General features: G+C 67.4%; 12 protein-coding genes. 10 read left to right on the forward strand and 2 right to left on the reverse strand.

Going from position 1 to position 12,792, the window contains the following annotated elements; genetic code table 11:
• Nucleotides 1-11 precede the first annotated feature (11 nt).
• The 3 genes from folC to ACT3SZ_RS07415 are packed head-to-tail and all read left to right on the forward strand — an operon-like array spanning nucleotide 12 to nucleotide 2,619.
• Nucleotides 12-1,547: a bifunctional tetrahydrofolate synthase/dihydrofolate synthase gene (folC, locus tag ACT3SZ_RS07405; RefSeq protein WP_444618065.1), complete on the forward strand. Its 1,536-nt coding sequence runs from the start codon at nucleotides 12-14 to the stop codon at nucleotides 1,545-1,547.
• Complete coding sequence (locus ACT3SZ_RS07410; protein WP_444617888.1) at nucleotides 1,544-2,191, forward strand: LOG family protein; 648 nt, start codon at nucleotides 1,544-1,546, stop codon at nucleotides 2,189-2,191. The genes folC and ACT3SZ_RS07410 overlap by 4 nt, the downstream gene beginning before the upstream one ends.
• The gene (locus ACT3SZ_RS07415) at nucleotides 2,188-2,619 is read left to right on the forward strand and encodes a DUF4233 domain-containing protein (RefSeq protein ID WP_444617890.1); all 432 of its coding nucleotides are present in this window, start codon (nucleotides 2,188-2,190) and stop codon (nucleotides 2,617-2,619) included. The genes ACT3SZ_RS07410 and ACT3SZ_RS07415 overlap by 4 nt, the downstream gene beginning before the upstream one ends.
• A 24-nt stretch (nucleotides 2,620-2,643) precedes the next feature.
• Here ACT3SZ_RS07415 and ACT3SZ_RS07420 read toward each other — a convergent pair whose 3' ends face one another.
• Nucleotides 2,644-3,024 (reverse strand): GNAT family N-acetyltransferase, encoded by a 381-nt coding sequence (locus ACT3SZ_RS07420; RefSeq protein WP_444617892.1) that lies wholly within the window; start codon nucleotides 3,022-3,024, stop codon nucleotides 2,644-2,646.
• A 125-nt stretch (nucleotides 3,025-3,149) separates the two neighbouring features.
• Here ACT3SZ_RS07420 and ACT3SZ_RS07425 point away from each other — a divergent pair, with 125 nt between their 5' ends.
• Both ACT3SZ_RS07425 and ndk read left to right on the forward strand, forming a co-directional pair.
• The gene (locus ACT3SZ_RS07425) at nucleotides 3,150-3,827 is read left to right on the forward strand and encodes a YoaK family protein (RefSeq protein ID WP_444617894.1); all 678 of its coding nucleotides are present in this window, start codon (nucleotides 3,150-3,152) and stop codon (nucleotides 3,825-3,827) included.
• Between the two features lie 34 nt (nucleotides 3,828-3,861).
• On the forward strand, nucleotides 3,862-4,272 hold the full coding sequence (gene ndk / locus ACT3SZ_RS07430) for a nucleoside-diphosphate kinase (RefSeq protein WP_301441729.1): 411 nt from the start codon (nucleotides 3,862-3,864) through the stop codon (nucleotides 4,270-4,272).
• Nucleotides 4,273-4,438: 166 nt separating this feature from the next.
• On the opposite strand, the gene ACT3SZ_RS07435 is transcribed toward ndk, so the two are convergent.
• Nucleotides 4,439-5,242: a hypothetical protein gene (locus ACT3SZ_RS07435; RefSeq protein ID WP_444617896.1), complete on the reverse strand. Its 804-nt coding sequence runs from the start codon at nucleotides 5,240-5,242 to the stop codon at nucleotides 4,439-4,441.
• 411 nt (nucleotides 5,243-5,653) lie between these two features.
• Here ACT3SZ_RS07435 and ACT3SZ_RS07440 point away from each other — a divergent pair, with 411 nt between their 5' ends.
• The 5 genes from ACT3SZ_RS07440 to obgE all read left to right on the forward strand — a co-directional run bounded on the left by ACT3SZ_RS07440 (nucleotide 5,654) and on the right by obgE (nucleotide 12,739).
• Nucleotides 5,654-9,091 (forward strand): translation initiation factor IF-2 N-terminal domain-containing protein, encoded by a 3,438-nt coding sequence (locus ACT3SZ_RS07440; RefSeq protein ID WP_444617898.1) that lies wholly within the window; start codon nucleotides 5,654-5,656, stop codon nucleotides 9,089-9,091.
• Nucleotides 9,092-9,405: 314 nt separating this feature from the next.
• On the forward strand, nucleotides 9,406-9,708 hold the full coding sequence (gene rplU / locus ACT3SZ_RS07445) for a 50S ribosomal protein L21 (RefSeq protein ID WP_301441726.1): 303 nt from the start codon (nucleotides 9,406-9,408) through the stop codon (nucleotides 9,706-9,708).
• Nucleotides 9,709-9,767: 59 nt separating this feature from the next.
• Nucleotides 9,768-10,034 (forward strand): 50S ribosomal protein L27, encoded by a 267-nt coding sequence (rpmA, locus tag ACT3SZ_RS07450; protein WP_038549531.1) that lies wholly within the window; start codon nucleotides 9,768-9,770, stop codon nucleotides 10,032-10,034.
• A gap of 113 nt (nucleotides 10,035-10,147) precedes the next feature.
• Nucleotides 10,148-11,128 (forward strand): ABC transporter substrate-binding protein, encoded by a 981-nt coding sequence (locus ACT3SZ_RS07455; RefSeq protein WP_444617900.1) that lies wholly within the window; start codon nucleotides 10,148-10,150, stop codon nucleotides 11,126-11,128.
• Between the two features lie 96 nt (nucleotides 11,129-11,224).
• A complete protein-coding gene (obgE, locus tag ACT3SZ_RS07460) occupies nucleotides 11,225-12,739 on the forward strand; it encodes a GTPase ObgE (RefSeq protein WP_444617902.1) in 1,515 nt (504 codons plus the stop codon).
• Nucleotides 12,740-12,792 lie beyond the last annotated feature (53 nt).

Here is a 12,792-nt window from a genome sequence, read left to right on the forward strand (position 1 = left end):
AGCACGACGACATCGAGACAACCGACACCGGAAACAACGATTTCGGCGAGGCCCAGCTCAACGCCACCGGCCTTGACCTGCCGATCGACCTGTCCGAACCCGCGAACACCGACGACGACGCCGCGAAGCTGGCCCGCCCGGTGACCGCTGGCGACCTCGCCGCTCTCGCCGAGGTCGAGGCCGAGCTCAACGAGCGGTGGCCCGAGACCAAGATCGACCCCACCCTCGACCGCGTCCGCCGGCTGATGGACCTGCTCGGCAGCCCGCAGCGTAACTACCAGGCCATTCACGTCGCCGGTACCAATGGCAAGACCTCGGTGACCCGGATGGTCGAGTCGCTGCTGCGCGCCTTCCACCGGCGCACCGGGCGGACCACCAGCCCGCACCTGCAGCTGGCCACCGAGCGCATCGCCATCGACGGCACCCCGCTGCACCCGGCGGACTATGTGGCCACCTGGCGTGAGATTCAGCCCTTCGTGGAGATGGTCGACCGCGAGTCCGAGGCCGAGGGTGGCCCGCGGATGAGCAAGTTCGAGATCCTTGTGGCCATGGCCTACGCCGCCTTCGCCGACGCCCCAGTGGACGTCGCCGTCGTCGAGGTCGGCCTCGGCGGACGCTGGGACGCCACCAACGTCATCGATGCCGACGTCGCCGTGGTCACCCCGATCGGCCTCGACCACACCGACTACCTCGGTGACACTCTCGCTGAGATCGCCGGGGAGAAGGCCGGCATCATCAAGCAGCGCTGGGATGCCGACGACCTGCTCACCCCGCCGGACAACGTCGCCGTCATCGCCGAACAGGAGCCCGAGGCCCTCGAGGTGCTGCTGCGCCAGGCCGTCGAGGCCGATTCTTCGGTCGCGCGTGCGGGCGAGGAGTTCGCCGTGGTGGAGTCCGCCGTGGCCGTCGGCGGACAGAACCTGTCGCTCAAGGGGCTTGGCGGGGTCTACACCGACATCTTCCTGCCGCTGTCCGGTGCCCACCAGGCACGCAATGCCGCTACCGCGTTGGCCGCGGTCGAGGCGTTCTTCGGAGCGGGTGCCGGACGCATGCTCGACGAGGACACCGTCCGGGCTGGTTTCGCCCAGGTCAGTTCGCCGGGGCGCCTGGAGCGCGTGCGCTCGACGCCCAATGTGTTCATCGACGCCACCCACAATCCGCACGGTGCCAAGGCACTGGCGCAGGCCGTGGACCGTGACTTCTCTTTCCGACGTCTCGTCGGTGTGGTCTCGGTGCTCGGCGACAAGGACGCCCGCGGCATCCTGGCTGCGCTAGAGCCCGTGCTCGACGAGATCGTCGTCACCCAGAACACCTCCCCGCGTGCCGTGGACGTTGAGGACCTCGCCGAGTACGCTCGCGATGCCTTCGGTGAGGAGCGCGTGCACGTGGCGGTGAACCTGCCCGGTGCCGTCGAACTCGCCGTCCAGCTCGCCGAGGACGATGGCGGCTTCGGCGACAGCCAGGTCTCCGGGGCCGGCGTGCTGGTCACCGGCTCCGTTGTCACCGCCGGTGAGGCCCGCACCCTGTTCGGCAAGGACCCGGCATGACCGGCACCATGACAGGAGCCGCGACCGATACCCTCGTCGCCCCGAAACGCGTGGCGCTGTATCTCGGCTCGGCTACCGGCGATAGCCCTGCTTACCGTGAGGCCACCGTTGCCGTCGTTCGTCACCTCGCCGAGGCCGGGCACTCCCTGGTCTACGGCGGGGGATCGGTTGGTCTGATGGGTGTGGCCGCCGATACCGCGCTGGCCGCCGGCATGGAGGTCCACGGTGTCATCACCCGCCACCTCTACGACGGTGAGACCGGCCACACCGGGCTGACCAGCCTGGAGATCGTGGACACCATGAACGAGCGCAAGGAACGCATGGCGTCTACCGCCGACGCCATGGTCACCCTGCCCGGTGGCATCGGCACGCTTGAGGAGTTCTTCGAGGTGTGGACCGGCCAGGTGTTGGGCGTCCACCACAAGCCCGTCGCCTTGATCGATGTGGACGGCTACTGGGCCCCGCTGCTCGAGATGGTCGACCAGATGGTGGAGCGCGGGTTCTTCTCCGCCGAACACCGCGATAACCTGATCCACCTCACCGACCCTTGCGGGCTGGCGAACGCGTTGGACTCCTGGACCCCGGCTACGGCAAAGTGGTCGAAGAAGAGCCATACCGGCACCGGCGAGATGAGGATGCAGTGAGTGAGAACACCACCCCCCTGGGGCCCGCACACGAGATGCCGGTCGACCCGTTCAAGGGTCTGAAGGGGATGATGGCCGGCATCATGCTGATGGAGGCCATCACCGTGCTGCTCGTCCTCGCCGTGGTCGGCGTGGTCGACGAGGGGGCGCACGCCACCGTGTTCAACATGACCTACGTCGCCGTGCTCGGCCTGGCGATGGTCGTGGCGTCCTTCCTGCAGTTCCGCCCCTGGGCGGACAAGATGAACATCACCCTGCAGGTCTTCGCCCTGATCGGGGCGATCGTGCACCCCACGATGCTTTTCGTGGCGATCCTGTTCATCCTCGCCTGGTGGTACACCTACCACCTGCGGGCGAACGTGAAGAGCCGCATGGATAAGGGCTTGCTGCCCGCCCAGCACTACTACGTCGCCGAGGACCGCGACTGATTCGGTCCTCCGCGACTCGGCGGGTCACACCTCGCCGGCGTGCTCCAGGACGTACTCGTCGATCTCCGCGGTGGGGGAGTCGAGCGGGCCATCGTACCCATTGCGCTCGATCCAGGAGGCCACGAACTGGCAGGACGGCACCACGGTGAGATCCTGCTTCTGGGTGTCCGCCAGTGCCTCGCGGACCAGCACGCTCCCCAGCCCGCGGCCGGCGTACTCGTCGGAGACGATGGTGTGGTGGAAGATCCGCTCCGTTCCGTCCGGAGCACCGTGCTCGGCATCCCGGTCCACGAAGTAGGCTGCGCCGGCGCGGGTGCCGTCGGCGAGGTAGAGCCCGTAGGCATTGCCCTTCGACCTTAAACGGACGGTGACGGCGTTCCCTTTCTTGTCCGTAAGTTCAGTCATTATCTCTCCTTGTCACCAATGTCATCTCGTTGATGTCATCTCGTTCCCATGTTCTTCCCGTGCCAAATCTATCAGGGAATCGTTTGCTCCGGCACGCCTGAGCACCCGAGTAGCATGACCTATTGATGAATACATATCGACCCGGGGAACGGGTCCTCGCCATGTGCCTGTCGGCCGTCGCCGGCTACGCCGACTCCATCGGGTTCATGTTCTACGGTGGGGTGTTCCTGTCGTTCATGTCCGGCAACAGCACCCGGCTGGCCGTCTCGTTCGTGGAGGACGACGCCGAACTCATGCGACTGGCCGGACGCTGCATCGTGCTGTTCATGGCCGGGGTCATGCTCGGAGCCCTGGTCCACCGCCTGGTCACCCGCAGGTGGGGACGCTACCGCTCGCGCGAGGCGGTGCTCGCCACCGTCTCGACGATCTTCCTGGCGTCCTGCGCGCTGTTGGCCCTCGACGCCGAGGTGGGGGCGGTGATGCTGTTGTCCGTGGGCATCGGGGCGCTGAACTCCGTCTTCGAACGCGACGGTGAGGTCAGCATCGCGTTGACCTACGTGACCGGGACATTGGTGAAGGCCGGCCAACGTTTCGTGGACTCCTTCTTCGGCGGACGCATCTCGGCGTGGGTGTACCCGCTGCTCATGGCGTTGTGCCTGTCGGCCGGGGCGATCATTGGCGCGTTGAGTTTCTTCCACGCCGGCCTGAGCGCGATCGTGCCGCTCACTGGTTTCCTGGTGGTCGTCACGGTGGTCAACCAGGTGCTGCGCACCCGCCGGCGACGCCTGGGCTTACCGCTTTAACTTGTGTTCACCTGTGTTCGGTAGGCTGATGCCCATGACTGAACGCACTCTCATCCTCATCAAGCCGGACGGTGTCGCCCGCGGCCTCGTCGGCGAGATCATCGCCCGTATCGAGCGCAAGGGCCTCACCCTCTCCGCCCTGGACCTGCGTGTCGCCGACCGCGAAACCGCAGAGAAGCACTACGCCGAGCACGCCGACAAGCCGTTCTTCGGCGAGCTGGTCGACTTCGTCACCTCCGCCCCGATGATCGCGGGCATCGTCGAGGGCGAGCGCGCCATCGACGCCTGGCGTCAGCTGGCCGGCGGCACCGACCCGGTCGCCAAGGCCACCCCCGGCTCCATCCGTGGCGACTTCGCCACGGCCGTTGCCGAGAACGTTGTCCACGGCTCCGACTCCCCGGAGTCCGCCGAGCGCGAGATCGGCATCTGGTTCCCGAACCTCTGATCCGCCGCTTCACGGCTCCCCGCCGCGTCCTTCTCGTAGGACGCTGCGGGGAGTTTTTTCGTGCCCCACACCCGTCGGGCATGTCAGCTGAGTCATGCCCCAGGTAGGAAAATGCCGATTTCCCGACCTGGGGCATGACTCAGGTGACAGGGGCTAGCTGAAGGGGTTAGTTGACCGGGGTGGCACCCACGGGGCCGCGCGCGAGCGCGTCGCGTCCTTCCTCGGTCAACGTCACCCACCGCACGACCGTGGTGGCGTCCTTGCGCTCACGCAGGACGACGGCCAGGCCGCGGGCGGTGAGTGAGTGCAGCGCGGCGTCCAGCGATTCGTCGCGTGAAGCGTCCGACAGGAGCGGGGCGGCCAATTCGGCGAGGACGTCGCGACGCACCTGGCGTCCCCCGGGGACCGCCTGGGCGGCGTAGAGGGTGGAGGCGACGGCGTCGGTGTCGTCCGACGGGGACCAGTCCGGCTCGGTGGCGAAGACCGTCGACAGTGCGACGTAGTCCTCCGGCCGGGCGCCCTCCAGCACGAATACGCGCCAGAAGACCACCAGGCTGACGACCGTCACCACCGCGGCGTAGATCCACCCGAGGGTTGTCGAGTCGATCAGCTGGCCGATCCACATCAGCGTGTAGATCCCGGGGACGGCGAAGGACAGCATCGTGCGCAGTCGCTTGTTCGGGCTCTGAGGCTCCTCCGCGGTGCCGCCGACATCCGCCGGGGTGCGGTCATCGGCACGCATCGGGGCGTACTCGTTGCTGCGCAACCCCTTCGCCCGCAGCGACAGGCCCAGGGCGAATGCGCCGATGAGCATCACGACCGCGGCGAGTGAGAGGGTCCACGGTCCTGCGATGGGGGAGGACGAGGCGCCGACGAAGATGGCGACCAGCACGGCCGCCACTACGCGCCCAGGCAGGGCAGGAGTGACGGAGGCCTGAATCTGTTGGAGAGTGCGAAATTCGGGGCTCATATAAGACACCGTAACTGGTTACACAGGTCGCAGCACAGGAAGCGGTGTGGCGGGGACGCCGTGGGTGCCGCGGTGTGCAACAATGTGCGGAGACACGTGTAGCACCCGATGAGACGGTGTGCTCCGAATGTCGGACAGATTTCTAGGCACGACAATCGTGCAGACAACATCGAATATGAATGCCACGGCGGCAATTCCGCTCGCCTCGGCCAGACGACGTCACAGTGTGGCTGCGACCTGATCGGACCGATCACACGCGCCCGCTCTTTACCCCGGGAACCAGTTCGGGGCCGTCGGCCGGGACGTCCTACCGGAGGACGCCGCGACCCCACCTCCCCGACGAGAGCGTCGGTGCGGTGGGCGGTCGCGAACCAACGTTTTTCCGCGCGTGGCAGGTCAAGAGGAGAAAGCATGGCAAAGACAGGCCAGGAACTCGCCGCAGCGGCGGCGGACGTGAAGGTCGCAGACCTGGGGGAGAAGGTCCGTGTCCACGCACTGGCCAAGGCCCTCGGGATCCCGAGTGCGCAGATGATCACCGTGCTGGGGGAGCACGGTGTGGAGAACAAGCGCGCCGCGTCGACGGTGACCAGTGCCGAGGCGGAGCGGGTGCTCGGGGAGATCAGTGGGGCAGGGAAGGCAGAGAAGGCTGAGGCATCTGAGCCTGCTCCCGCGAAGAAGGCTCCGGCGAGGAAGCGGTCCCCGCGAAAGACGGCGACGAAGGCGAAGCCCGTTGCTGAGGTCGCCGAGCCAGCTGCTGAGTCAGTTGAGCCTGCCGTTGAGGCAGAGCCCGCAGCAGAAGCCGCGGCCGAGCCCGCAGTCGAAGCAGTGCAGCAGCCGAAGGAGCAGGCCGCACCGACGCGTCGTCGGGCACGTTCCAGCAAGGTGACGCGCAAGGCCGCGGCCCCGGTCACTCCTGCTGAGCCCATCGAGCCCGCCGAGCCTGTTGCGGCTGCGGAGCCCGAGGCGAAGCCCGCACAGCAGTCCACCGCGGCAGCACCGGAGGCATCCGAGAACGCCGAGACGAAGAACACGGGGTCGGCGTCGCGCCGTCGCCGGCGTCGGCGCGTGAGCCGTCCGGCCGAGCAGGACGCCACCGCTACCGAGCACGTTGCAGAGCAGGCGCCGAAGCAGCAGCCGAAGAAGCAGGCCCCGAAGAAGCAGCAGCCTGAGCCCCAGCCGGAACCGGTGCAGGAGCCGGTGCAGGAGGCCGCGGCGGAAGCACAGCCGGAGGCCGAGGCAGCGCGTCCGGTGGTGCGTCGTCGGATCGTCCGACGCGTCGGTTCGCGTAGCGCGGCGGCCGGTGCGGAAGCACTTCGTCGTGAACGCGAGGAAGAAAACAGCGGCAACGCCGGAAGCAACGCCCCGGCGTCCGATGAGCAGGGCGAGGGGGCGGCGTCCTCCCGTCGTCGTCGCGGCAGCCGTGGTCGCGGCCGGGGGCGTGCTGACCAGCAGGACCAGAACGAGCAGGCCAAGCAGGACGAGCCGAAGCAGGACCAGAAGCAGCAGTCCAAGCAGGACACACAGCAGGACGCGCAGCCGGAGAAGTCCCAGGACAAAACCCCCGAGAAGGCCCCGGAGCCGACCCCCGTGGTCGATGAGCCGGTGAAGCTCAAGGGGTCCACGCGGCTGGAGTCGAAGCGTCGGTGGCGTCAGGAGCAGGGCAACGAGAAGCACCGGGCGGTCACCCGCGCGGAGTTCCTCGCGCGCCGCGAGAACATTTTCCGCTCCATGGTCGTGCGCGACGCCCACCGTCACGACGGCAACGGCTGGACCACCCAGGTCGGCGTCGCGGAGGACGGTTTGCTCGTGGAGCACTTCGTCACCAGCGACGATCAGCAGTCCACCATCGGCAATATCTACCTGGGGCGCGTGCAGAACGTGCTGTCCAGCATGGAGGCCGCCTTCGTCGACATTGGAACGGGCCGCAACGCCGTGCTCTACGCCAGCGAAGTCGACTGGCGTTCCGGGCACGTCCGCGGCCGGTCGCGGCGCATCGAGTCGGCGCTGAAGCAGGGTGACCAGGTGCTCGTGCAGGTCATCAAGGAGCCGCTCGGACACAAGGGTGCCCGGCTGACCAACCGCGTCAGTTTCGCCGGACGCTACCTCGTGTACGTCCCCGGCGGACGCACGCAGGGCATCTCCCGCAAACTGCCCGAGGCCGAGCGCAAGCGTCTCAAGGCGATTCTGCAGCGCGTGGTGCCGGAGGACGGCGGCACGATCATCCGCACCGCCGCCGAGGGCGTCAGTGAGGACAAGATCGCCGAGGATGTCGACCGTCTGCACCGCCGCTGGGTGGACATCACCGAGCGCGAGGAGAAGGAGCGCGCCAAGAAGGGCGCCTCCCCGGTCACCATGTACGAGGAGCCGAACCTCCTGGTCAAGGTGGTTCGTGACATGTTCAACGAGGACTTCAACGAACTCGTCGTCGACGGCAATCGGTCCTGGCAGCGGGTGCGCGACTATGTGCACCGCATGGCCCCGGACCTGGAGTCGCGCGTGGTGCGCTGGAACCCGGAGGAGCACGGCGGCGACGACGTCTTCGCCGCCTACGAACTCGACGCGCAGCTCTCCAATGCGCTGAGCCAGAAGATCTGGCTGCCGTCGGGCGGCTACCTGATCATCGACAAGACCGAGGCGATGACGGTCATCGACGTCAACACCGGCAGCTTCGTCGGCTCCGGCGGCAACCTCGAGGAGACCGTCACCAAGAACAACCTGGAGGCCGCCGAGGAGATCGTGCGCCAGATGCGCCTGCGCGACATCGGCGGGATGATCGTGGTGGACTTCGTGGACATGGTGCTCGAGGAGAACCGTGACCTGCTGCTGCGCCGCCTGCACGAGTACCTCGCCGCCGACCGCACGAAGCACAAGGTCTCCGAGGTCACCAGCCTGGGTCTGGTGCAGATGACGCGTAAGCGCCTGGGCGTTGGCCTGGTGGAGAACTACTCCTCGCAGTGCGAGGCTTGCAATGGCCGCGGCATCATCCTGCACGACGATCCCGTCGAGCACGAGGAGGTCGACGACCGCCAGGAGCGCCGCGACCACGGTGGCCGCGAGGGTCTCAAGCAGGCCCGCCACGAACAGGAGATCCGCAAGCGCTACGAGGACAGCGCCATCGAGGATGCTCCGGCGCCCGCGCAGGAGGACCAGCACACCACCGCGGAGACCACCGCTGAGGTTGCCAAGACCGTGCACGGTGCCGACGCGCAGGGCGGTCGCCGACGCCGCAAGGGGTCGGGTCAGGATTCGGGTCCCGAGTCCGTGCAGGACATCGTCGCCTACGCGCTGAGCCGCGCCGGCGAGGAAGATCCGGACGAGCCCAGCGGCTCGGACTACGTGTCGGACGAAGAGTTCGGCGACGACGCCACGGAGCAGCTGCTGCGCGGCATCGTGCAGGACGAGCCCGCGCAGGACGCACCGACGCAGGACGCTCCGGCGCAGGACGCTCCGGCGCCGGTGGCGACGTCGCGTGGCAAGGACCGTCGCGGTCGCCGCGTGGTGCGCCGCGTGGCCCCGGCCGAGCCGGTTGTTGAGCCCGCCGCCGAACCAGTCGCAGAACCGGTCGCTGAGACTGCCGTTGAAAGCACCGGTGATTACGAGTCGGCGAAGGAGGCGTTCGAGCGCTCGCCGCGTCGTCGCCGTCGCGTCCGCGGCAACTCGCGTTCCGACGTCGCCCCGCGGCCGCAGGACTACGGTGCCGCGGCGTCCGACGCCGGGCGTCCTGCTGAGGCGGCGGCGTCCACCGAGGACGTCGCCGAGGCGTCCTCCCCGGAACCCGCGCGCGCTGCGGCACCGCAGGTGCGTTCGGACCGTAGGGGCCGGCGCCGGGTGGTGCGCAGCACCCGGTAAATCACCGGCGTGTCATTCCCCGTGAGGCCCGCACCCTGTGGAAGAGGTGGAGATTTTGTTTTCCCGGGGTAGGGCGGTAGCCTTGCATAGTCGCTGTTCGACCATTGGTCGATCGTGTCCGTCGGCACCCTGGAAATAACCGGGGCACCACGGTTGCGCCGCACGTCCGGCGCAGAATCGATCGGGTCGGACGCAGTGAAATAAGCAATGAAGTCCAGTCAGATTGCCTTTTCAGGCCGTGTCCTGCCTCGTGCGGGAATGATCGGTGGAGGGGCGGCCTGAGCCGAGTAGAGAAACAAAGGGGTAGCCCTTCCATGTACGCGATCGTCAAGACCGGCGGAAAGCAGTACAAGGTTGCCGAAGGTGACCTCGTCAAGGTCGAGAAGATCGAGGGAGAGCCCGGTTCGTCCGTGGCCCTCACCCCGGTTCTCCTCGTCGATGGCGCTGACGTCACTTCCGGTGACAACCTCGCCGATAAGACCGTTGCTGCCGAGATCGTCGACCAGACCAAGGGTAAGAAGATCAACGGCATGCACTACCGGAACAAGACCGGTTACAAGCGTCGTTACGGCCACCGTCAGCAGCTGACCGTCCTCAAGGTCACCGGCATCAAGTAAACCCAGCGACCGCTGCGTCCCGCGCGGCGGTACGACCTTTTCCGAGGAGGGAAAAGACCATGGCACACAAGAAGGGTGCTTCCAGCTCCAGCAACGGTCGCGATTCCGAGTCCAAGCGTCTCGGTGTCAAGCGTTTCGGTGGTCAGCAGGTCAAGGCCGGCGAGATCCTGATCCGTCAGCGCGGTACCTCGTTCCACCCCGGTGAGAACGTCGGACGCGGCGGCGACGACACCCTGTTCGCCCTGAAGGGCGGCGCCGTGCAGTTCAGCACCCGCCGTAACCGTCGTCTGGTGAACATCGTCGAGAACGAGACCGTCGAGGCCTAAACCTCCGGTCGGCGCCCCCTCGGGGTGCTAGGAACCCCAGGACATCCCAGATGTCCTGGGGTTTTGTTCTGTGCTTTGCGTAGGCACATGTGGTGAGGCTATCTTTACTTCTGATGACTACGCCGAACAACACAGTATCAGCGGCAGGGATTACCCGCCGTGCCTTCTTCGCCGGGGCCCTTGGGCTCGGCGCCGCCGGACTCCTCGCCGCCTGTGGCAGCAGCGGAAACAGCGGAAGCGGCGGAAGCGGTGACGGGGACGCACAGTCCTCCGGCGCGGCCAGCGGTTCGGGGGACCAGGCCCTGCGCGTCGTCGCACTGAACACCGGGCAGTTCGAGACCTGCCTGGCCCTCGGCGTCCTGCCTGTTGGTATTGCCCTGGCCAGTTCCGTTGGGACGGTCTCTGACGGTATCCCGGACTTCGTCAAGGACCGCTTCGGTGCTGACTTCGATCTGGACTCCGTGGAGTCCGTGGGCGAACGCCAGTCGCCGGACATGGAGGCCGTCGCCCGGCTCGAGCCGGAGCTGATCCTGTCCAATAAGCGTGCCGACAGCACCATCCTGGAGCAACTCGAACAGCTGGCCGAGGTGGTCCTGTCCAATGGCGGCTCCGAGGAGTGGAAGGCTGATCTGGGCATCATCGGCGAAGCGCTCGGGGCGAGCGAAGCGGCCGATGATCTTCTGAGCAGCTACGAGGAGCGCGCCGCTGACTGGGCGGAGCGCCGCGGCAGTGACGGAACCGTATCCCTTGTCCGCGGCAAGGGTGACGAGTACCTGATGATGGGTGCGCGGGCGCTGGCGAGCATCGTCGCGGTCGATTCCGGACTGACTCGCCCGGAGAACCAAACCTTCGACGACGCCCCGGGCCACGACATCTCCCTGGAGAATGCCGCCGATCTCGACGCGGACTGGTTGTTCTACGGCTTCCCGCAAGGGGCCTCCGAGGTGACTTCCAGCAACTCCTGGACCGCGCTGCCCGTAGTGGAGGACGGACGGTCCTTCGAAGTCGAGGTCGACCCGTGGTTCCTCAACGCTTCCGTCGTAGCCGCTGACCGGGTGTTGGACGACATGATGGAGTTCATCGGGGATGCCTGACCTGCGGTGCTGAGGTCTGTGTCCGGAGCGGGTGGTAGGATCGTCGGGATTCTCCAACCACCCCTTTTAACCGCCTGAACTGGAGGGCGTCCAATCATGTCACGCTTCGTGGACCGAGTCGTCCTGCATCTGCAGGCCGGCGACGGCGGAAACGGCTGCGCCTCGGTGCGCCGCGAGAAGTTCGTCCCCCTCGGCGGCCCGGACGGCGGCAACGGCGGGCACGGCGGGGACGTGGTCCTGGAGGTTGATCCGCAGGTCCACACCCTGCTCGACTTCCACTTCCACCCGCACATCAAGGCCGAGCGCGGTGCCGCCGGTTCCGGCGACCACCGCCATGGTGCCCGCGGCAAGGACCTCGTGGTCCAGGTGCCCGCCGGCACCGTCGTGCTCGACAAGAAGGGCGAGGTCCTCGCCGACCTCACCACCAAGGGGCAGCGCTACATCGCCGCCGCCGGTGGCCACGGTGGTCTGGGTAATGCTTCGCTGGTGTCGAAGGCGCGCAAGGCGCCTGGTTTCGCCCTGCTGGGTGAGCCCGGCGATATCGGCGAGGTCACCCTGGAGCTCAAGTCCATGGCGGACGTGGGCCTCGTCGGCTTCCCGTCGGCCGGTAAGTCCTCGCTGGTCAGCGTGCTGAGCGCGGCCAAGCCGAAGATTGCCGACTACCCCTTCACCACGCTGCAGCCCAACCTGGGCGTGGTCAACGTGGGCCATGAGGTCTTCACCATCGCCGACGTGCCCGGTCTGATCCCCGGTGCGAGCCAGGGCAAGGGCCTCGGCCTGGACTTCCTGCGCCACATCGAGCGCACCGCCGTGCTCGTGCACGTGGTGGACTGCGCGGCGCTGGAGTCCGACCGTAACCCGGTCGACGACATCCGCGCCCTGGAGACCGAGCTCAAGGACTATGAGTCGGAGCTCTCCGCCGACGCTGGCCTCGGCGACCTCAGCGACCGCCCGCGCCTGATCGTCCTGAACAAGATCGACGTGCCGGACGCCCGCGAGATGGCCGAGATGATGCGCCCCGAGCTCGAGGAGGCCTTCGGCTGGCCGGTCCTGGAGATCTCGACGGCCACCCACGAGGGCCTGGACCCGCTGCGCTACGCACTGATGGGGATCGTCACCGAGCACCGGCTCGCCCACCCCGTCGAGGAGGTCGCCCCGCAGGTCGTCACCCCGAAGAACCTGCGTGGCAAGGGCCGCGGAAAGTTCGCCGACTTCGAGGTCACCAAGGACCCGGAGTTCGAGGACGCCTACATCGTCTCCGGGTCGAAGCTGGAGCGCTGGATCATCCAGACCGACTTCGAGAACGACGAGGCCGTGGGCTACCTCGCCGACCGCCTGGCCAAGGCCGGTGTCGAGGAGGCGCTGTACAAGGCTGGTGCTTCGGCCGGCGACGAGGTGACCATCGGTGCGATCACCTTCGAGTGGGAGCCGCAGACCTCCGCGGGTGTGGACCTACTGCCCTCCGGGCGTGGCACGGACCGCCGCCTGGACCGCACGGGACGTTCCACCTCCGACGAGCGCAAGCGTGCCTCCCAGGCCCGCCGCGGTCTGATCGACGAGTACGACTTCGGCGACGGCGAGGAGCCGGACCGCGAACGCTGGCAGGGCTGACGCCAGCTAGATATAGCTAGAGCCAGCTAGAGCCAGCCACCCCGACACCCGAT

Origin of the sequence: Corynebacterium sp. AOP40-9SA-29 (assembly GCF_052377405.1) — a bacterium.
GTDB lineage: Bacteria > Actinomycetota > Actinomycetes > Mycobacteriales > Mycobacteriaceae > Corynebacterium.